Raw genomic sequence first — 19,658 nt, 5'->3', positions numbered from 1 at the left:
GATTTGTGCGGCGCCTACTCTCATCGCTATTTAGGCACTCTTTCCATCAGGAAAGTACGTAATTCAGCAAAATCTGCCGGTAAATGATGGGATAATAAGCTTAAATCAGCCCGTTCCGCCAAAGCTTCCGGCAATGGTAATTCTTCACCCAAAATCTGTTCCACGCTCTCTTTAAATTTCGCTGGATGCGCCGTACCGAGAAATAATCCGTATTCATCTTCTTGCAATTGATCACGCAGAACACGATAAGCAACCGCAGCATGAGGTTCAGAAATATAACCCAATTTAGCCAGCGCCTTAATCGTCTCTTTTGTCACGTCATCACAGACTACGCCATATCCCAATTCACTTAACGACCAAGATTGACGACGAAATAGCTCTTCAATACGTGGCCAATTGTTTGGCTGGCTCACATCCATTGCGTTGGAAAGCGTGGCAACGGTCTGGTGAGGCAGCCATTTTCCATCCTCTAGATAACGTGGAACCGTATCGTTAACATTAGTGGCAGCGATAAAGCGTTTTACCGGCAATCCCATCGATTTTGCCAATAAACCCGCGGTCAAATCACCAAAATTCCCACTCGGTACAGAGATAACCAGTTGTTCACGTTTATCTTCTGGTAGTTGAGCAACCGCTTCAAAGTAGTAGCAAATTTGTGCTAACAAGCGGCTGATGTTAATTGAGTTGGCTGAATTGAGATACAGAGCTTGTTTCAACTCCTGATCATCAAACGCCTGTTTAACCAACGCTTGGCAATCATCGAAATCGCCATCAATTGCCACCGTGTGAATATTACCGCCCAAGGTACAGAACAGTTTTTCCTGTAACGGGCTGATTTTGCCCTGCGGATAGAGGATCACCACTTGTACATTATTCAACCCATAAAAGGCGTGCGCTACTGCGGCCCCCGTATCGCCAGAAGTCGCCGTCAGGATAGTTACTGGCTGCTCACCAGCAACTTGTGCCAGTATTTGCGCCATGAAACGACCACCAAAATCCTTAAATGCCAGAGTCGGGCCGTGGAATAATTCCAGTGTTGCAACATCATTTTCCACTTTGGCAACAGGCGCCGGAAAAGTAAAAGCATGCTTAACCCGTGTCGCCAATTGTTCTGGCGGAATTTCATCGCCAATAAACGCTGAGAGAATGCGGCCGCTACGAGTAACAAAATCCAGTTTCAACAGTTGGTCAATTTCTTCCCGACTAAACTCAGGTAAGTCTTGCGGGAAGAAAAGCCCTTGCTGTTTGCCTAACCCCTGTTTAACTGCCTGTGCAAAATTTACCTGCTCGCTGTTGTCTTTTAAGTTATACAGTTTCATCAATTACCCTATCTGTCGTGCGCCTGCGAGATCCAGACGGCAAATGTGTACAAAACCTTCATCATTCTGAACATAATGCTGTTGCAGCCATTCAGCCATTTCCTCTGCGGTTGCCATATCATTGCAAATGGAGAACAAGGTCGGGCCAGAACCAGAAATACCACACGCCAATGCCCCTATCCGTTTCGCGGTTTCACGGGCCTTAGCAAAACCCGGTAGCAGTTGGGTACGATACGGTTCAGCAACCACATCTTTCATCAATCCAGCAGCCAGATCGGGTTGCCGTGTATGACAAGCATGAATAAAGCCAGCAAGAAAACGACCATGATCGATAACATCCTGCTTCGAATAGTTCACAGGCAAAATCGCTCTGGCTTCTGCGGTAGAAACTTTAATGCCCGGATAAGCCATCACCCACAACCATTCATCAAACGAAGGTACCGGCTGACAGATAGTATCCCCCTGCTCCATAATCAGTTGTAAACCGCCGAGATAACATGGAGCAACATTATCGTAGTGAATACTGCCGGAAATGCGTCCTTCCAGTTCCCCCATCATTGCCAGTAATTGGCTTTCACTAAACGGAAGACCTGCAAATTCATTCAGCGCCATCAAGCCGGCAACAACAGAACAAGCGCTAGAGCCAAGACCAGAGCCAATTGGCATATTTTTTTCCAGCGTCATCGCCACAGGTAGTTGTTTACCAAAATGATGACAGAATAATTGCCAGCATTGATAAACGATGTTGTGCTCCAGCTGCTCAGGTAACTTCCCCACAAACAACCCTTCATTACGCAAACTAAAGCTCTCCGCTGCCCGGACAGTAACGCAATCACCTAATAAATTACCATCAACCGGAGAGACCGCCGCTCCCAGCACATCAAACCCAACACTGACATTGCCAATAGATGCAGGCGCATAAACTTTAATCACAATTAAACTCCCTGTTTCCAGGACAAAGTACGCAGCATATCTGCGAACACACCTGCGGCAGTAACATCATTACCCGCCCCGTATCCCCGCAGTACCAGCGGTATTGGCTGATAGTAACGCGTGTAGAATGCTAACGCATTTTCGCCATTTTTGACTTTATAAAGCGGATCATTGCCATCTACTGCGGCGATTTTCACCTTACAACGGCCATCTTCAATTATGCCAACATAGCGCAGCACTTTTCCCTGCCCTTTGGCTTCTGCCACACGCTGGCTGAAAACCTGATCAAGAGAGGGTAAACGCTCAAGGAAAGTATCCACGCTGCCACCGTTATCAAAGGAAGCTGGCAGTACAGGCTCCACATCAATATCATCCAGTTCAAGTTCATAACCTGATTCACGAGCGAGGATCAACAACTTACGAGCAACATCCATACCGGACAGATCATCACGCGGATCAGGTTCGGTATAACCCTTCTCTTTTGCCAGCAACGTCGCCAGAGATAGTGACATTCCTTCATCCAGCATACCGAAAATAAAAGAGAGAGAACCGGAAAGAATGCCATTGAACTGAACCAGTTCATCACCCGCATTAAGCAGGTTTTGTAAATTCTCAATAACCGGCAGACCAGCCCCGACGTTAGTGTCATACAGAAATTTGCGTTTAGATTTCTCTGCTGCCTTACGAATCTGGTGATAATAAGCCATCGACGATGTATTGGCTTTTTTATTCGGCGTGACCACATTGAAGCCATCACTCAGGAAACTGGCGTATTGATCGGCAATTTGTTGATTAGCGGTACAATCCACTATCACCGGGTTCAGCAAATGGTACTCTTTCTCCAAACGGATCAGACGACTCAAACTAAAAGGTTCTGTGGCTTCTGATAAACATTGCTGCCAATTATCAAGGCAAATGCCTCTCATGTCCGTCAGCATCGCCCGTGAATTAGCAATACCACATACCCTTAAATCGATGTGCTTTTGTTTCAACCAGGTTTGTTGACGACGGATCTGCTCAATTAAAACACTGCCTACACCACCAACGCCGACAACAAAAACTTCAATCACCTGATCGGTATTAAATAACATCTGATGGCACAAACGAACGGCTGTCGTTGCCATTTCATTATCGATAACCGCGGAGATAGAACGTTCAGAAGACCCCTGTGCAATGGCAACGATATTGATATTACCGCGTGCCAATGCCGAGAAGAAACGGGCAGAGATGCCACGCAAGGTACGCATACCATCGCCAACAACCGAGATAATGGAAAGATTTTCCATCACATCCAAAGGATCAAGTACACCCTCTTTCAGTTCAAGATAGAATTCTTCACTCAGCGCCTGACGCGCACGTTCCAATTCACGTTGAGGCACACAGAAGCTGATACTGTATTCTGAAGATGATTGAGTAATTAGCACAACAGAGATCCCTTTGCGAGACATGACAGCAAATACCCTTGCTGCCATACCCACCATCCCTTTCATACCAGGGCCTGATACGTTAATCATCGCCATACTGCTCAGGTTGGTAATCCCTTTTACCGGCGTACTTTCATCTTTCTGCCCGTCACCGATAAGTGTTCCCGGCGCATCTGGATTAGCGGTATTCTTAATCAAACAGGGGATCTGAAATTGAGCAATCGGGGCAATAGTCCGTGGATGCAACACTTTGGCGCCAAAATAAGAGAGTTCCATCGCCTCTTGATAGGACATGCCTTTTAGTAGCCGCGCATCCGGCACAATTCTGGGATCACAGGTATAAACACCATCCACATCAGTCCAGATTTCGCAACATTTAGCCCGCAAACAAGCCGCCAAAACAGCAGCGGAATAGTCAGAACCATTACGCCCCAGAACAACTAGCTCCCCTTTATCATTTCCGGCCGTAAATCCAGCCATCAGGACAATATGGTCATCAGGAATATTCAGAGAAGCAATACGCTTAGTGGATTCGTTGATGTCTACCGTAGATTCAAGGTAATGACCTTGTGCCAGCAGATTTTTCACTGGATCAATCACCGTGACTTTATGACCACGTGCCTGCAATACAGACTCCATGATGGCGATAGAGAGTTTTTCACCACGACAAATCAGGGAAGCGTTAATACTGTCCGGGCATTGACCCAGTAACGAAATACCATGCAGAACCTGTTTTAATTGCGCAAGTTCTTGCTCAACCATCATTTTTAACCGTTCATAAGCAAAACCGGGTTGCGCCTGCGCCAATCCCTGTAATAAATCAGCAAAGATCTGCTCAGCATCATGCATATGGGTAATGATCTCTTGCCCGGAGACCGTTTTTTCAATCATCGCCACTAAATGATTGGTAATTTTTGCCGGTGCGGAAAGCACCAATGCAACTCCTCCCTGAGAAAGTTTTTTTTTCTGCAATATCGGCAACGCTCAGCACACGTTGGTAATTAGCGACCGAAGTTCCTCCAAATTTAAGCACTCGCATTAACATTTTTCTCCTGATTCCGCGCCAAAAAAAAGCCCGCATCTGATTTGGATGCGGGCTTTTTTCTCTGTTTTATGTATGCGTCAGCCCGCCCCGCAACCTGTGGTTCCGGTGGTGATAATAATTGTGGTTTTCAGGCTGATAGTTTGCATAGGTTCCTGTCTGTCATTTAATGGGTTCGACCCTATATTGGTTAAATGAATCTGTGCACAAAGTCAAACATTTTCTCTAAACAATCTTATTTTTTCGATATTTTTAGTACTGGAATAATTTATCTCATGGTCATCAAGACAAACAAATATTTCTTGTTGAAGCCAATTTTTTAGTTGTTAAATCCATTTTTAACAAAATTAACAATATATTTTATCTTTTCGTAAAAATCAGCTATTTTTGTTCACTGCCAAACTCAACAGAGATTATTTTCCGTACAAAACCACTCTGTACGTTAACAGAAATTTGTCATTTGCATGACAGAATACAAGGTATAAAATAACCAATATAAATAATATTAACGTGCTACAATCAATTTTGATGTACGTCAATAAAAGGTAGTTTTTTTAGATGGTAAATGCATTGCAAGCTGTTATATTGCTGTTAATGGACTAACATAACACTGTTTAACCAGTTTTTTGGGTATATGCCCACCAAAGGAAAAGCAACTTTTACTTTCAGTGTAAAACATATCAATAAATGTTATTACTGATTTAAACTATAATTTCAGTGATGACAAATAATAACCAGTAAATATCCTGAGATAAGAGTAGTTTGAATCATTCTGATTTATTTTTAAGCGATTCTAGGTAGCAACCATGCAAACCCCGCACATTTTGATTGTTGAAGACGAAATTGTCACTCGCAATACCCTAAAAAGCATTTTCGAAGCTGAAGGGTATATAGTTTATGAAGCCACCGATGGTTCAGAGATGCACCACATTCTGTCAAACAATGACATTAACTTGGTGATTATGGACATCAACCTTCCAGGCAAAAATGGCTTGTTGCTTGCCCGCGAACTGCGTGAGCAAGCAAATGTCGCCTTGATGTTCCTGACCGGCCGTGACAACGAAGTAGACAAAATCCTTGGCTTGGAAATTGGTGCTGATGATTACATCACCAAACCATTTAATCCGCGTGAATTAACTATTCGCGCCCGCAACCTGCTTTCTCGTACCATGAATCTGAGTAATGTCAGCGAGGAACGTCGCCAAGTTGAGAGTTATAAATTCAACGGTTGGGAATTAGATATCAATAGCCGTTCTCTGATCAGCCCGGCGGGCGAGCAATATAAATTGCCGCGCAGCGAGTTCCGCGCCATGCTTCATTTCTGTGAAAATCCAGGCAAAATCCAAACGCGCGCAGATTTACTGAGAAAAATGACAGGTCGTGAATTGAAACCTCATGACCGTACCGTTGATGTAACGATTCGCCGCATCCGTAAACATTTCGAATCGACGCCAGATACGATGGAAATTATCGCCACCATTCACGGCGAAGGCTATCGTTTCTGTGGTGATTTGGAAGCATAACTTGAACTGCCAGTGTCAGTAAGCCTCTAAAAATGACAGGATGGGATATCCCTGTGGGAACCCATCCTGCCCCTCAATTCCCTACCGTCTTCCACGGCATAATCGGTACAGCGCTGATTGCATTCTTCGGTGAACCATCGATCATCTTATCGGAATATGTCAGATAGACTAATGCATTACGGTTTGCATCATAGAAGCGGACAACTTGAAGTTTTTTAAACACCAGTGAAGTTCGTTTCTGGAAAACCACCTGACCTTTTTTGCCGCTCTTTTTAATCTTGTCTGCTAGTTCAATCTCCCCAACCTGCTGACAAGAAATCGCCGCATCAGAAGTATCTTCCGCAAGCCCTAAACCCCCTTTTATTCCGCCTGTTTTTGCCCTGCTCAAGTAGCAAGTCACATTTTTAACATCAGGATCATCAAATGCTTCCACGACAATTTTGTGATCAGGCCCGATAAATTTGAAAACAGTGTCTACCGAACCAATCTCTTCTGCCTGAGTCGCCACAGGTATGAACAACAATGTTGTCGTTACTAGTATCTTTATGATTTTTAACATATATAGTCTCGTGCCTTAATTAATTCAGCGTAAAATTTCACCACCAATATACCAAATAGTCGGTAATACCCTCTAATAACAATAATTACTTATTAGAATAATTTCACAAAGTAATGAGTGAAATAATAATACGAATAAGTATCCTATTGTAAATATAAGACTTGTTTTACACTTAGTGCTTATATCCAGTAGAGTTATTGTTGAATGCCACGCTTGTCAATAAATTATGAACACCAACAGCACACAGACACCAAAACAGATATGCAATACATAGGAATGATTCGTTTTACTTACTCTATGGGCCTGTTCAAATGGCAAACAAAATAGCCTAGTAGTATAGGTTCTTATATTGTTCTTTCTGGTCTTAATGACTAAGGAGATGTATGGATCAAACCGGCATCATTCGTGATTTATTACGTTGGCTAGACAATCATCTAGATCAACCATTATCACTCAATAATGTTGCAGCTAAAGCAGGTTATTCTAAATGGCACCTGCAACGTATGTTTAAAGACATTACCGGCCAGGCTATTGGCTCCTATATCCGTGCCAGAAGGTTATCACGGGCAGCCGTTGCTTTACGTTTAACCAGCCGCCCTATTCTGGATATTGCTTTACAGTACCAGTTTGACTCCCAACAAACTTTCACTCGCGCATTTAAAAAACAATTTAATAAAACACCTGCACTTTATCGTCTCAGTGAGGAGTGGTGCGCCACGGGTATTTGCCCGCCCATATTGCTGGATAAAAGGTATATTCCCGAAGCAACCTATCTCACCCTAGAGGAACAGCCACTGGTTGGTATAGAACAGACCTGTTCTTATACGCTGGAACAATGGTCCAGTTTTTGTACTGAAATGCGACACAATTTCTGGACATATTATCTGCAAAATGCAGAAGTGTTACCTCCTGTACTTTATGGCCTTCATCATGCGACTCCCAATCCAGAAAAAGAAGATGAACAAACCGTGTTGTACACAACGGCGGTAGAACCCCAATATGCCCAGTTTGATGTGGCAGGCAGCCAACCTGTTACATTACCGGCTGGAGAATACGTCTCATTTAGTTACTACGGCACCAAAGATGGCTTACAGGATTTCCTGTTTACCGTCTACGGTATTTGCCTGCCAATGCTAAACCTGACGCGTAGGAAAGGATACGATATCGAACGATATTACCTTACCAATACCAATGATAGGGATAAGGAAGCGGCGAACCATATCATCGAATTTCAGTATCTCATTCCTATCCAGCATTAACGTTGTAATTCATCCAGTGCGGGCGTATCCAGATGTGTGATATCGCCTGCCGTTTCTACAATCCAGCCTGACGCCAGCCACGGACTTTGTTGATAATCCACTCTAGACAGAGAGCAATTTCGCAGGCGAAGACGACGTTCAGCATGGGCGGGCAATCCCAGTATCGTGCTAACCAAACATCCCAAAGCGATGCCATGACTGACTAACAACGGCCGGCTACCAACCGGCAACTTACGGCAGCTTTCCAGTGCAGCTCTCATACGCACAGCGAGTTCATCCATCGATTCGCCTTCGGGGATACGTCCCCCTGGCGTGCCATCAAGGACTTTCTTACGCCAGTTCTCCTCTTCCGAGGTCAAGGAATCAATATTTCTGCGTTCCAGCACCCCCATGTGCAATTCGCGCAAACGTGGCTCCAGAATAATTTCACAACCACAAACCTCAGCAATGATCTCTGCCGTTCGACGTGTCCGTCCAAGGTCGCTGGTAATAACATGGGTAATACTTTCAGATTTTACTCTTTGCGCCACTAATCTGGCTTGATGTTCGCCTGTTTCGGTCAAAGGGCTGTCAGATTGTCCCTGAATACGACGTGCCGCATTCCATTCGGACTCCCCATGCCGAACAAGATATACCTGTAACATTTTCATTTTCCGTTATACTGCGTAAATACTCGTTCAAAGGATAACTCATCTATTATGTATCACGTTATTGCCGCAACCACCAACCCTGCAAAAATTAAAGCCATTAGTCTCGCCTTTGATGATGTTTTTGGGCCAGGTACTTATCGGATCGAAGATATCAATGTAGACAGTAGCGTCCCACAACAACCTATTGGTAACACGGAAACCCGTACCGGCGCCCGTCAGCGTGTCATGGCTGCCAGACAAGTTCGTCCTGAAGCAGATTTTTGGGTCGGTGTGGAAGCGGGTATTGAAGACGATATGACCTTTGCCTGGATGGTGGTGGAATATCAGCAAATTCGCGGAGAATCTCGTTCAGCCAGTTTAATGCTGCCAGAAAAAATTCTTGATGGCATTCGAGAAGGTCGGGAATTAGGCCATGAAATGGCCTACCTTACAGGCATTGATAACATCAAACAGAAAGATGGGGCGATTGGCTTTTTTACTGATGGCATACTGACTCGTACCAGTGTGTACCACCAAGCTCTGATACTCGCTTTAGTGCCGGTACACCATGAAATTTATAAAGAACTGAACGCCCGTTAAACAGGCGCTCACCATAGGCCGCAGTCGGCGGCCTGCTATTTCAGTAATTGCTGTTCCAACCAAGCCTTCACATCGTTTGAAGCAAATTTCAGGCTATTAGAGCCGCGCGTTATAGTCGCAATGCCCACTCCAAGTTCATTTTTCAGCTCACGTTGACTCATTTTTCCATTCATCAACTCCTTGATGATTCGTACCCTGGTAGCCAGTGCTGTCCGTTCATCTGGCGTCAAGAATAACTGCAAAATCGGATGCTGTAGATTTTCAGCAAAAGCCTGTTGGAGTAATGTTACGAAACATTGCCAATCTTCATGATCTTGCGGCGAAAGTGCCGGGTCTGTCAGATGATTCGTCGTCATAATCAATTAGTCATCATACTATTTAACTAGTACAGCAGCATAACATAGTTTGCCATAAATCAATAACGCCTTTGCCACTCCGCGTTAGTCAGCACATTTGATGACTTACCCATGAAATGACTGTAGAAGAGATCATAAACCAAAACATTTTTGACATAATTGCGAGTTTCAGAAAATGGAATGCTTTCAATAAAAGCTATCGCATCCAGTCGCCCATCACTGTTAGATAACCAGCGCTCTACCCGAGTTGGTCCGGCATTATAGGCAGCGCTGGCAAGTATCCGATTATTTCCGAAGCGCTGATAAACCGATTCAAGATAAGCAGTACCGATTTCGATATTTGTCAGTGGGTTTATAAGTTGGCTACTGTTTATATATCCTTGGATTCCATTTTTCTTAACCGTATCCTCCGCCGTTTTTGGCATCACCTGCATTAACCCAATGGCCCCGACTGGCGAACTGGCCTGCGGATTCCAGGCACTTTCCTGACGGGCTATCGCCATCGCATAACTTTGAGAAATGCCTTTATTTGCAGTGAAATGACTAAATTCCCGCAGCCATGCCAATGGAAAACGTTCTTCAAGGTAGTCCCACATTTTTCCAGCTATTGTCGCCTGTACACTCAGAGCTGGCCATCTTTGATCGAAAGCATAACGCGCCAGTTGCTGTTGTTTTAATTTATCTTGGCTGGCGACCAGGTAGCTCCACTCTATGCGAGCAAGATTATCCATTTGCCAATATAGTAGTTCTCTCACTCTCTGTACTTCTGGTATTGAAGCAATAGCAGCATCTGGCTTTTTTGCGCTATTCATCACCAGCGGATAGCTGACATTCAGTTTCTGCGCAGCAACCATTGGATAAAAACCACGGCCTTCTGTCAGCTTACGCAATATCGCCTCACCTTCGCTTTTATTACCCTGCGCCAATAGAATGTTAGCTTGCCAATAACGCCATTCTTCTTTGTTCTGCTTCTCTAACGGTAGCAATTTTATCCATTGAGCTACACCACGCTCATCTGCACGACCCAACGCCAAACGAACACGACGCTCAAGCAATGCAACAGATTGGCTATCGCGAATCGCATCATCACGCCACTTTTCTTGTTCATCGCTCACCTCGCCCATTAACTGCCAGGCAATAATCTCTTTTAATTGCTGACGTTCACTTGCATTCATCTTTTGCACTCTGACAATTGATGGGATGATCGCTCTTGCCTGTTCCGGATCTTGACGTGCGAAACGCGAGAAAGCCGCTAAAGTGGCGACACGAGTAAAATCAGTCGGCCCGGTATGATTAGCAAAATCCTCTACAGTCGCAGGATCATCCTGCAATTTAATCAGGCCCTCACTGATACTTTTGTATCCCAGTGGCAATTGTTTAGCGAGGTAACTGACCAGTGACGTATTCCCCGCTTTTAACGCCAGGCTAATACGCTGTAATATCAGTTTCGCTGATAAATGGCCGGTTTGCTGCCAAACATCAAATAATTTATCGCAACTGGCTGGCAAAGAACGACCATTCAACCAAATCTCTTTCGCTCCCTGCCAGGCAACCTGTTCTTCACCCGTAGCCCATTTAGCAAAATAGTAATGACAGCGGGCGGTAATAGCTTTCGGTGCAGTAGGAGTGAACACCAATACCTCGCGCCAATCTTCGCGGCGTGCAAGCTCATTAATAAAACGGGATGATAAAGAACGTGCGGGAGGCAGATTAGGATGACGATCCGTAAAATCACGGATCTGCGTTGATGTAGCAAGTGACAGATCCTGAGTCAGCTCCCGGTATTGCAGATAAGGATAAAGCGGATAGTCTTTCAACGTTGGCATCAGCCTCGCGATTTCAGCCTTATCGCCGACATTCCACGCTTGTTTAATTTGCTGATATCTCTGCCGCTGATTTTCCAGAGAATCAGCGCTTGCTGCTATAGAGATAAAAACCAACCCTACAGCTACCGCAAGGTATTGCCATTTAGCCATTATCACGCTCCTTCCGGAGATCAATCAAATAGGTTAATATTACGAATGTATAGACAGCATAATAATATAATTACTACCATTTACCACATCAATTTACCCTATGATGAGATATTTAACCACATATTCGTAGCAGGTAAGTTTTTTATCTAATAGATTGATTCACTTTAATAAGCTCAACCTAAGATCATTTTATTCGAGCAATTGGGTTCTAGAGTTTATTAACTTAAATCGGGTAAACTGTGACAAATCGTGTTCAGATGAACATCAATAACCTAAACAGATATAATCAGGTATCAACGCGCCCTGTCCATGCGACTTGCTTCGCAAAACAGGCATTATCACCATCAGAGATAGCGAGGCTTATAGCAACGTGGCTCAATACGTCTACACCATGCATCGGGTCGGTAAAATTGTTCCCCCGAAACGTCATATTCTGAAAAATATCTCCTTGAGTTTCTTTCCAGGAGCAAAAATTGGCGTCCTTGGCCTTAATGGCGCCGGTAAATCGACCTTACTGCGCATTATGGCTGGCATCGATAAAGATATCGAAGGAGAAGCTCGCCCACAACCAGGAATTAAAATTGGCTATCTACCACAAGAGCCTAAATTAAACCTTGAGCACACTGTCCGCGAAGCCGTGGAAGAAGCAGTCAGCGAGGTAAAACACGCGCTGACTCGTTTGGATGAAGTCTACGCAGCCTATGCTGATCCTGACGCTGATTTTGACAAACTGGCTAAAGAGCAAGGTGAACTGGAAGCGATTATTCAGTCCCACGATGGGCATAACCTTGATAACCAGCTTGAACGTGCCGCTGATGCCCTACGTCTGCCGCCGTGGGATGCAAAAATCGAGCATCTATCCGGGGGAGAGCGACGCCGTGTGGCAATCTGCCGCTTACTGCTGGAAAAACCCGATATGCTGCTACTGGACGAGCCTACGAACCACCTTGACGCCGAATCTGTCGCTTGGCTGGAACGCTTCCTACACGATTACGAAGGTACCGTTGTCGCCATTACCCACGACCGCTACTTCCTTGATAACGTTGCCGGTTGGATTCTGGAACTTGACCGTGGTGAAGGTATTCCGTGGGAAGGTAACTACTCTTCATGGCTGGAACAGAAAGATGCTCGTCTGGCTCAAGAAGCCGCAACAGAAGCCGCACGTCGTAAATCCATTGAGAAAGAGCTGGAATGGGTTCGCCAAAATCCGAAAGGCCGTCAGGCAAAAGGTAAAGCACGTCTGGCCCGTTTTGAAGAATTAAATAGCGTTGAATACCAGAAACGTAACGAAACCAGCGAACTGTTTATTCCACCTGGGCCACGCCTGGGCGACAAAGTTCTGGAAGTGGAAAATTTAACCAAATCCTATGGCGACCGGGTTCTGATTGATAATCTGAGCTTCTCTCTGCCAAAAGGAGCGATTGTTGGGATTATCGGGCCTAACGGAGCCGGTAAATCTACCCTGTTCCGTATGATCTCCAACCAGGAACAGCCCGATTCCGGCACTATCACGTTAGGTGAAACCGTCAAACTCGCTTCTGTCGATCAGTTCCGTGACAGCATGGATGATAAGAAAACCGTTTGGGAAGAGATTTCCGGCGGTCAGGATATTATGCGTATCGGTAACTTCGAGCTGCCAAGTCGCGCCTATGTTGGCCGTTTTAACTTCAAAGGTGTTGATCAAGGCAAACGTGTCGGTGAGTTGTCTGGTGGTGAAAGAGGACGGCTGCATCTGGCTAAACTACTGCAAGTTGGCGGTAACATGCTGTTGCTCGACGAACCAACCAACGATCTGGACATTGAAACCTTGCGCGCACTGGAAAACGCCTTGCTGGAATTCCCAGGTTGTGCGATGGTTATTTCCCACGATCGTTGGTTCCTTGATCGTATCGCAACCCACACCATTGATTACCAAGATGAAGGTAAAGTCACTTTCTTTGAAGGTAACTTTAGTGAATACGAAGACTATAAAAAGCGGACTCTCGGAGCAGAAGCATTGGAACCGCATCGCATTAAATATAAGAGAATCAGCAAATAATCATATTGAAAATGGCCTGGAGACAGGCCGTTTTCCGCTCAATTATTTAGATATAAACTCATAGTCTTATTCATTATGCTATGTGTAAGATACGTGTCATGGATAATCTTTCCTTCTTTCAACGTAATAATACGATCTGCATGTTTGATAAGCCTATTATCCTGTGAAGCCACAACAACCGTGCCTCTTTGGTTATGAGCAATAAAATTTAAGATATCAATCGCTATTTGGCAGTCATCATTATCAAGATAACGGGTTGGCTCATCAGCAAACAAATACCGAGGACTTTTCACAATGGCGCTGGCTATTGCCACCCGTTGTTTTTCATTATCACGTAATTCCTTGGGATATATATCTTTCTTATGTTTCAAACCAACAATATTCAGTGCCTTGGTTGCCCTGACTGTTGCTTCTTGATGAGAAGTCGTGATTCCACAAGAAAGAGATAATAGCAAATTATCCAGAACCGTAAGTTCATTAGATAAATTAATTCTTTGAAAGATAAAACCACAATTTATCAAATGAAATCTATCTAACTCGAAGTTATTCATCCTCCCCAATTCATTATCAGCAATTAATATTTTTCCTCCGTCGAGAGGCAATAACCCAGAAATCATTGCCAGCAAAGTACTTTTTCCTGAACAGAGATCCCCATTAATCAAAGTAAATTCACCTGGAAAAATAGAAAGAGTGATGTCTGAAATCATTTTCTGGTTAGCTTTACTTTTCGAAAAACCATATGAAATATCAATGGCTTCAATCGTAGCGATTTGATTCAAATTCATTATCTCAGCATAATTAATAGTGTAAGAAATCTGGCATTATCAGTAACTCTTACAGCCAGAGCAATCCGTAAAAATACAGATATTCATCATTATAAGATTACACAAACGAGGGAAAATCATATAAGAAATATCTCAATTGAAAGTATATCAATATTTCTACCAGTGACTATTTCAAATGACTATCTGCATGCTAAAATCAAAATTTTACTAAACAAGAGCAACCCACTCCTACCAACCATTCATTAACAATAGGCTACTATCTTGTTAGTACAAATAAAAAAATAACATCAGACAAATAATTTTTTATAGATAAAAACACCTTAATATCATAACAACATGTTAAAATTAATATTTAACCATCATAATAACAGCTACACATCGAACATTAAATTATTAATAAAGAAATCAACCCTCTCTTATTCCCAGACCAATCAAAAACCCAAGAACTTTTATTTATAAATCAACCGGGAAGTATTTAATTATTAATTTTGTTTTTATTCAAGAAATAAATAATCAATAGAAGTATCAAAAATATTAATAGCTGTTATATATTTTATTACTTACAGGAAATAAAAATATCCACCCACAATGCATATTGTGATTGGATATATATTTATTAATTTATCATATAAAATATTATATATAAACCTAATTACAAACGATTCAACTAACGTGTCATTTAGGATTAGCCGCTAAAAGTTGCTGAATGAGTTCAATACAACGTAGGAAGCGCTGATCATAATCAGGTGAATCCACATTGACATATTCAATACTATTACTTTTCAGCATATCCTCCAACAGTTGCTGGAACTCTTTACGATCCTGTTCGCTGCCAAGACTACGCAAACCATCAGCAACCCAAGGGGTGTTGTTTTCCAGTAAAATGACTAAATCAAATCGGTATTCATCAATTAATGCCTGAACAAACGGATGTTCACGTCCTTCATATCGCTTACAGAATGCTTGGGTAGTGACAAAATCGGTATCTATAAATGCGACTTTATTCGCATATTTTACGGCAAAATCAATATACTGAGCTTGCCCTAATGCAATCTTGTCATAGTCCGAATATTGCAGCGCCATCTCATCTCCCCCCAGATGAGAAAAAACATAATCACGACCATATTCCCAAGCGCTTGTCGTATTAAAAATATTTGCCAATTTGTTAACTAACGTAGATTTACCACTGGACTCTCCACCAAGAATCGCTACGGTACGAACAAAAAAAGGTTTCACTTCCGTAGGAATATATTCCCAATGGCGGAATGGGTCCTGGCGAATATGCCGACCACTGATTTTCATAAATGAACGTTGTGGATCGATAAGAATTGTCTCAATTCCTAAATGCTCTTTATATCGGCAAGCATCCTGAGTTTCGCTGGAGTATATATAAGTTGGATTAATGCCTTTTTTTGCCATAAAAGCTCTCATGCCTTCACTCCACACACCCCAACCATGTGGATAAGGTTCAATTCCCTGTTCATCAAAAGAGTGAATATGAATATTTTTCTGATATTTAAACGTTTGTAGCAACCAGCGCAGACGATCACTCACCGTGGGTTGCTGAGACATAGAACTGCTTATAAACAGCTCCCGATCTCTAGGCTCATCATGGCAAAGCATAATATGCAACTCATCCACCTGACTACAGGCCCGTTGAATCAGATAGATATGCCCGGTATGCAAGGGATAAAACTTGCCAAATACCACTCCAACCGTTTTATTTTGTACAGGATATTGCAACCTCAGATAGTGATGGAGGGCAGCCAGTTTTTGGGCGCTGGGACTTTTAATTTTGTCATTAATTAATTGACTGAGATAACCTTTGGTCATACCACTTGCATCGGCAACCTGTTGCAACGTACAACCTGTCTGTTTAATCGCTTCTTTAAGGTAGTCAAATTGGCCCATATCTCCTCCCTGTTTAATCAAAATCATCCATAACAGATAACGCATCCGCCAACTTTTTCACACCAAAAACTTGCATCTCTGGCAGCGCTTTTTTTGGCATATTGGCATAAGGCACTATCGCCCGTTTGAAACCATGTTTAGCGGCTTCGGATATGCGTTCCTGCCCACTGGGAACAGGGCGGATTTCTCCTGCCAACCCGACTTCGCCAAATACAACTAAATCACGGGGTAACGGCCTATCCCGAAAACTGGAGACTAAAGAGAGCAGTAAAGCGAGATCCGCGCTGGTTTCCGCGACCTTAACGCCCCCCACCACATTCACAAACACATCCTGATCGGACATTTGCAAACCTCCGTGACGATGAAGGACCGCCAACAGAATAGCCAGCCGGTTTTGCTCCAACCCCACAGCCACCCGCCGTGGATTGGTCATCATGGAATGATCCACCAGCGCCTGAATCTCTACCAACAGAGGACGAGTCCCTTCCCACACCACCATGACAGAACTGCCCGCGGTAACTTCATCGCCACGGCTCAGGAAAATAGCCGATGGATTACTCACTTCACGCAATCCCTGTTCTGTCATGGCAAATACACCAAGCTCATTAACCGCCCCAAAACGGTTTTTATGACTACGTAAAGTGCGAAAGCGGGAATCCGCTTCACCATCAAGCATCACAGAGCAATCAATACAGTGTTCCAACACTTTCGGCCCCGCCAACGAACCATCTTTGGTCACATGACCGACCATAACAATGGCAACACCACGAGTCTTAGCAAACCGAGTAAGATAAGCGGCAGTCTCTCTCACCTGAGCGACACTCCCCGGCGAAGATTGGATATCCGCCATATGCATCACCTGAATGGAGTCAATCACCATCAACTTTGGCTGCTCCTGCTCCGCAATCAAACAAATTTGTTCAATGCTGGTTTCTGACAACATATTCAGATTATCAGCCGGCAACCCCAACCGGTGCGCACGCATTGCAACTTGCTGTAACGACTCCTCCCCGGTGACATATAAAGTTTTCATCTGCGCAGACAACTGACACATCGTCTGCAACAACAAGGTACTTTTCCCGGCTCCCGGATTACCGCCGATCAGAATCGCGCTACCGGGAACAACCCCGCCGCCAAGCACCCGATCGAACTCTTTAAATCCGGTAGAAAAACGAGGAAGTTCTTCCAGACTAATCTCTGATAATTTCTGAACTCTGCTGACGCCAGCATCTCCCGCATAACCACTGAACCTGTCATTACGGGAAGAAGACGCTGCGGCCAAGCGCACCTCAGTAATGGTATTCCAGGCATGACACGCACTACATTGCCCCTGCCAGCGAGGATAATCCGCTCCACACTCATTACAGACAAATGCCCGCTTTGCTGCTTTAGCCACTCTGCACTCCTAAAAACTTTATTAACGCTCTTCGTGTTTGAGACCACAACTTAACACACACAATACTCCCATGAGATCAGCATGACGGATGGTTACTTTCGACTGTGCATAAACTTTCGGTTTAGCATGGTAAGCGATACCTAACCCTGCTTTGCGGATCATCTTCAAATCATTAGCGCCATCACCAATCGCGACAGTCTGTTCCAATGGGATATCCAGTTTTTTCGCCAACTTCACCAATGTAGCAGCCTTATACTTAGCATCAACAATTGGCCCGATAACCTTACCTGTCAACTTGCCATTTTTTACTTCTAACTGATTGGCTACCGCCGCCATCAAACGTAAATTCCGACGCAAATGGTCAGCAAAATAGGTAAAACCACCCGACGCGATCGCCACATGCCAATCAAGGGATTGTAACTTACGCACTAAACTGGTCAGCCCCGGCATAAGTGGTAAATTTTCGACAACCTGCCGCAGAATATCAGCATCAGCCCCTGCCAACTGAGCAACTCGTTCCCGCAGACTATCAGAAAAATCCAACTCTCCTTGCATCGCTCGCTCGGTAATTTCAGCGACTTTATCACCTACGCCAGCCAAACGGGCTATTTCATCAATACATTCAATTTGAATTGCCGTTGAATCCATATCCATCACAAGCAAACCCGGTGACCGCAACCTTGGGATCTGCCCCAACGGAACCACATCCAACCGACATTCATCGGCTAGCCGCTTAATACGCGTAGTCAAATTTCCGGCAATGCGTACCACCTGATAATCATCAATGCGCCATGAAGAGACGATGACAATAGCAGCGCCAAGCCGATGCTGGAAATTACTGATACGCTGTTTATCCAGGCCACGACCATATATCAACCAGCCACTGTCACCAGCCCGGTAATCCAATGGCATAACTTCTTCACCACTTAACGAAAGTGGTAATCCCGGCCACTTATGGACCTCTTCCGGCAAATAGTGATAAGCCAGATTATTAGACATTAATCCCTACTCCTGTAATCCCACATGATTTAACAGCAAAAAATTGCGCTTCAAACTATCCTCTCTGTACTGCATCTGGCAACATGGCGTTGGCCAAAGCTTGGAAGAGATAACGATGATCAAAGCTAAATTAAAATTCCGACTGCATAAAACAGCTATTATATTGATTTGCATTGCTTTATTAGTATTTCTAATGCAGGGCGTTTCTTATTTTAGCCGTTCTCACCAACAAGCCCAGATGGATCAATTTGAGGAATTGGCAAAAACCTTGGCAAAACAAGTCGCATTCAGCTTATCTGATTATATGGAGAGTGGCAGCAAAGATCTTAATAATGAGCGAATACAGGCTAATTTACATCATCTAACGACAAACAGCCGCATACTTGATGCCAGTGTTTATCTTAACAATGGAACACAGGTTGCCCATAGCGGAGAGGACGTCTCGGTGCGGGATCGTCTATCTTTGGATGGTAAAAAAGCCGGCAGCTATTTTAACTACCAGATAGTCACACCCATCCCAGGAAAAGAGGAGCCAAAAGGTTTTCTACGCCTGACACTGGATACCCACAAATTGGCAACAGAGTCCAAGCAGGTGGATAACACGACTAACTTACTTCGGATCATGATTTTACTCGCTTTAGCAATTGGTTTTATTCTGGCACATAACCTATTGCAATTAGCCCCAAGCCGCTGGCAGCAATCGCCTTATTTACTGACAGCCAACAGCAAATCAAGTGAAGAAAAAGAGAAATAATTTCTCGCTAAATCATTATTTCACCTTGGTGATTGATTCTGACAATCACCAATAATTCAATCCATTCGCATATTTGCTAAGAAACAAATGTCCGACAATTAATTAATTAATAATCCAGAAAAAACAATATCACTCATTCACTCAATACCGAAAAA

Annotated in this window: 15 protein-coding genes, 1 pseudogene and 1 other annotated feature; of the genes and pseudogenes, 5 read left to right on the top strand and 11 right to left on the bottom strand. The window is 43.9% G+C overall.

All coding sequences use genetic code 11. From position 1 onward, the window contains the following. Nucleotides 1–26 precede the first annotated feature (26 nt). From thrC to thrA, 3 genes and pseudogenes are all read right to left on the bottom strand, one after another. Nucleotides 27–1,319: a threonine synthase gene (gene thrC / locus C6H66_RS07300; protein ID WP_105395220.1), complete on the bottom strand. Its 1,293-nt coding sequence runs from the start codon at nt 1,317–1,319 to the stop codon at nt 27–29. Nucleotides 1,320–1,322: 3 nt separating this feature from the next. Next, the gene (gene thrB / locus C6H66_RS07295) at nt 1,323–2,252 is read right to left on the bottom strand and encodes a homoserine kinase (RefSeq protein ID WP_105395219.1); all 930 of its coding nucleotides are present in this window, start codon (nt 2,250–2,252) and stop codon (nt 1,323–1,325) included. A gap of 2 nt (nt 2,253–2,254) precedes the next feature. Next, nucleotides 2,255–4,715 (bottom strand): annotated as a pseudogene (gene thrA, locus C6H66_RS07290) (bifunctional aspartate kinase/homoserine dehydrogenase I). Between the two features lie 25 nt (nt 4,716–4,740). Beyond that, nucleotides 4,741–4,860 (bottom strand) — a sequence feature (Thr leader region). Between the two features lie 664 nt (nt 4,861–5,524). Between thrA and arcA the strand changes: the two are divergent. After that, the gene (gene arcA, locus C6H66_RS07285) at nt 5,525–6,241 is read left to right on the top strand and encodes a two-component system response regulator ArcA (RefSeq protein ID WP_036777051.1); all 717 of its coding nucleotides are present in this window, start codon (nt 5,525–5,527) and stop codon (nt 6,239–6,241) included. A 73-nt stretch (nt 6,242–6,314) separates the two neighbouring features. On the opposite strand, the gene creA is transcribed toward arcA, so the two are convergent. Beyond that, nucleotides 6,315–6,800 (bottom strand): protein CreA, encoded by a 486-nt coding sequence (creA, locus tag C6H66_RS07280; protein ID WP_046397355.1) that lies wholly within the window; start codon nt 6,798–6,800, stop codon nt 6,315–6,317. A gap of 383 nt (nt 6,801–7,183) precedes the next feature. On the opposite strand from creA, the gene robA reads away from it, so the two are divergent. Continuing rightward, nucleotides 7,184–8,059, top strand: coding sequence for an MDR efflux pump AcrAB transcriptional activator RobA (robA, locus tag C6H66_RS07275; protein WP_036777055.1), 876 nt, complete (start codon nt 7,184–7,186; stop codon nt 8,057–8,059). Here the strand turns inward: robA and gpmB are convergent. Continuing rightward, nucleotides 8,056–8,703 (bottom strand): 2,3-diphosphoglycerate-dependent phosphoglycerate mutase GpmB, encoded by a 648-nt coding sequence (gene gpmB, locus C6H66_RS07270; protein WP_036812296.1) that lies wholly within the window; start codon nt 8,701–8,703, stop codon nt 8,056–8,058. The genes robA and gpmB overlap by 4 nt on opposite strands. 54 nt (nt 8,704–8,757) lie before the next feature. Here gpmB and yjjX point away from each other — a divergent pair, with 54 nt between their 5' ends. Continuing rightward, nucleotides 8,758–9,288 (top strand): inosine/xanthosine triphosphatase, encoded by a 531-nt coding sequence (yjjX, locus tag C6H66_RS07265; RefSeq protein ID WP_049583776.1) that lies wholly within the window; start codon nt 8,758–8,760, stop codon nt 9,286–9,288. 35 nt (nt 9,289–9,323) lie between these two features. Here the strand turns inward: yjjX and trpR are convergent, their stop codons facing one another. Beyond that, nucleotides 9,324–9,644, bottom strand: a complete 321-nt coding sequence (gene trpR / locus C6H66_RS07260; protein WP_065389380.1) for a trp operon repressor — start codon at nt 9,642–9,644, stop codon at nt 9,324–9,326. A 59-nt stretch (nt 9,645–9,703) separates the two neighbouring features. After that, nucleotides 9,704–11,620, bottom strand: a complete 1,917-nt coding sequence (gene sltY / locus C6H66_RS07255) for a murein transglycosylase (protein WP_105395218.1) — start codon at nt 11,618–11,620, stop codon at nt 9,704–9,706. A gap of 370 nt (nt 11,621–11,990) precedes the next feature. On the opposite strand from sltY, the gene ettA reads away from it, so the two are divergent. Beyond that, the gene (gene ettA / locus C6H66_RS07250; protein ID WP_105395285.1) at nt 11,991–13,658 is read left to right on the top strand and encodes an energy-dependent translational throttle protein EttA; all 1,668 of its coding nucleotides are present in this window, start codon (nt 11,991–11,993) and stop codon (nt 13,656–13,658) included. 38 nt (nt 13,659–13,696) lie between these two features. Here ettA and C6H66_RS07245 read toward each other — a convergent pair whose 3' ends face one another. The 4 genes from C6H66_RS07245 to serB form a co-directional block, all read right to left on the bottom strand. Next, entirely contained in the window at nt 13,697–14,443 is a 747-nt protein-coding gene (locus C6H66_RS07245) for an ABC transporter ATP-binding protein (protein ID WP_046397358.1), read from the bottom strand. Between the two features lie 675 nt (nt 14,444–15,118). Then, on the bottom strand, nt 15,119–16,354 hold the full coding sequence (gene nadR, locus C6H66_RS07240) for a multifunctional transcriptional regulator/nicotinamide-nucleotide adenylyltransferase/ribosylnicotinamide kinase NadR (RefSeq protein WP_046397362.1): 1,236 nt from the start codon (nt 16,352–16,354) through the stop codon (nt 15,119–15,121). 13 nt (nt 16,355–16,367) lie between these two features. Further along, on the bottom strand, nt 16,368–17,750 hold the full coding sequence (radA, locus tag C6H66_RS07235; protein WP_046397359.1) for a DNA repair protein RadA: 1,383 nt from the start codon (nt 17,748–17,750) through the stop codon (nt 16,368–16,370). Between the two features lie 21 nt (nt 17,751–17,771). Beyond that, nucleotides 17,772–18,749, bottom strand: coding sequence for a phosphoserine phosphatase (gene serB, locus C6H66_RS07230; RefSeq protein WP_065389375.1), 978 nt, complete (start codon nt 18,747–18,749; stop codon nt 17,772–17,774). Nucleotides 18,750–18,864: 115 nt separating this feature from the next. On the opposite strand from serB, the gene C6H66_RS07225 reads away from it, so the two are divergent. Continuing rightward, a complete protein-coding gene (locus C6H66_RS07225) occupies nt 18,865–19,503 on the top strand; it encodes a YtjB family periplasmic protein (protein ID WP_065389374.1) in 639 nt (212 codons plus the stop codon). Nucleotides 19,504–19,658 lie beyond the last annotated feature (155 nt).

Origin of the sequence: Photorhabdus hindustanensis, from assembly GCF_002968995.1 — a bacterium.
Taxonomy (GTDB): Bacteria; Pseudomonadota; Gammaproteobacteria; order Enterobacterales; family Enterobacteriaceae; genus Photorhabdus; species Photorhabdus akhurstii.
Note: the sequence above shows the minus strand (reverse complement) of the source record. Positions and strands in the feature narration are given on the sequence as shown.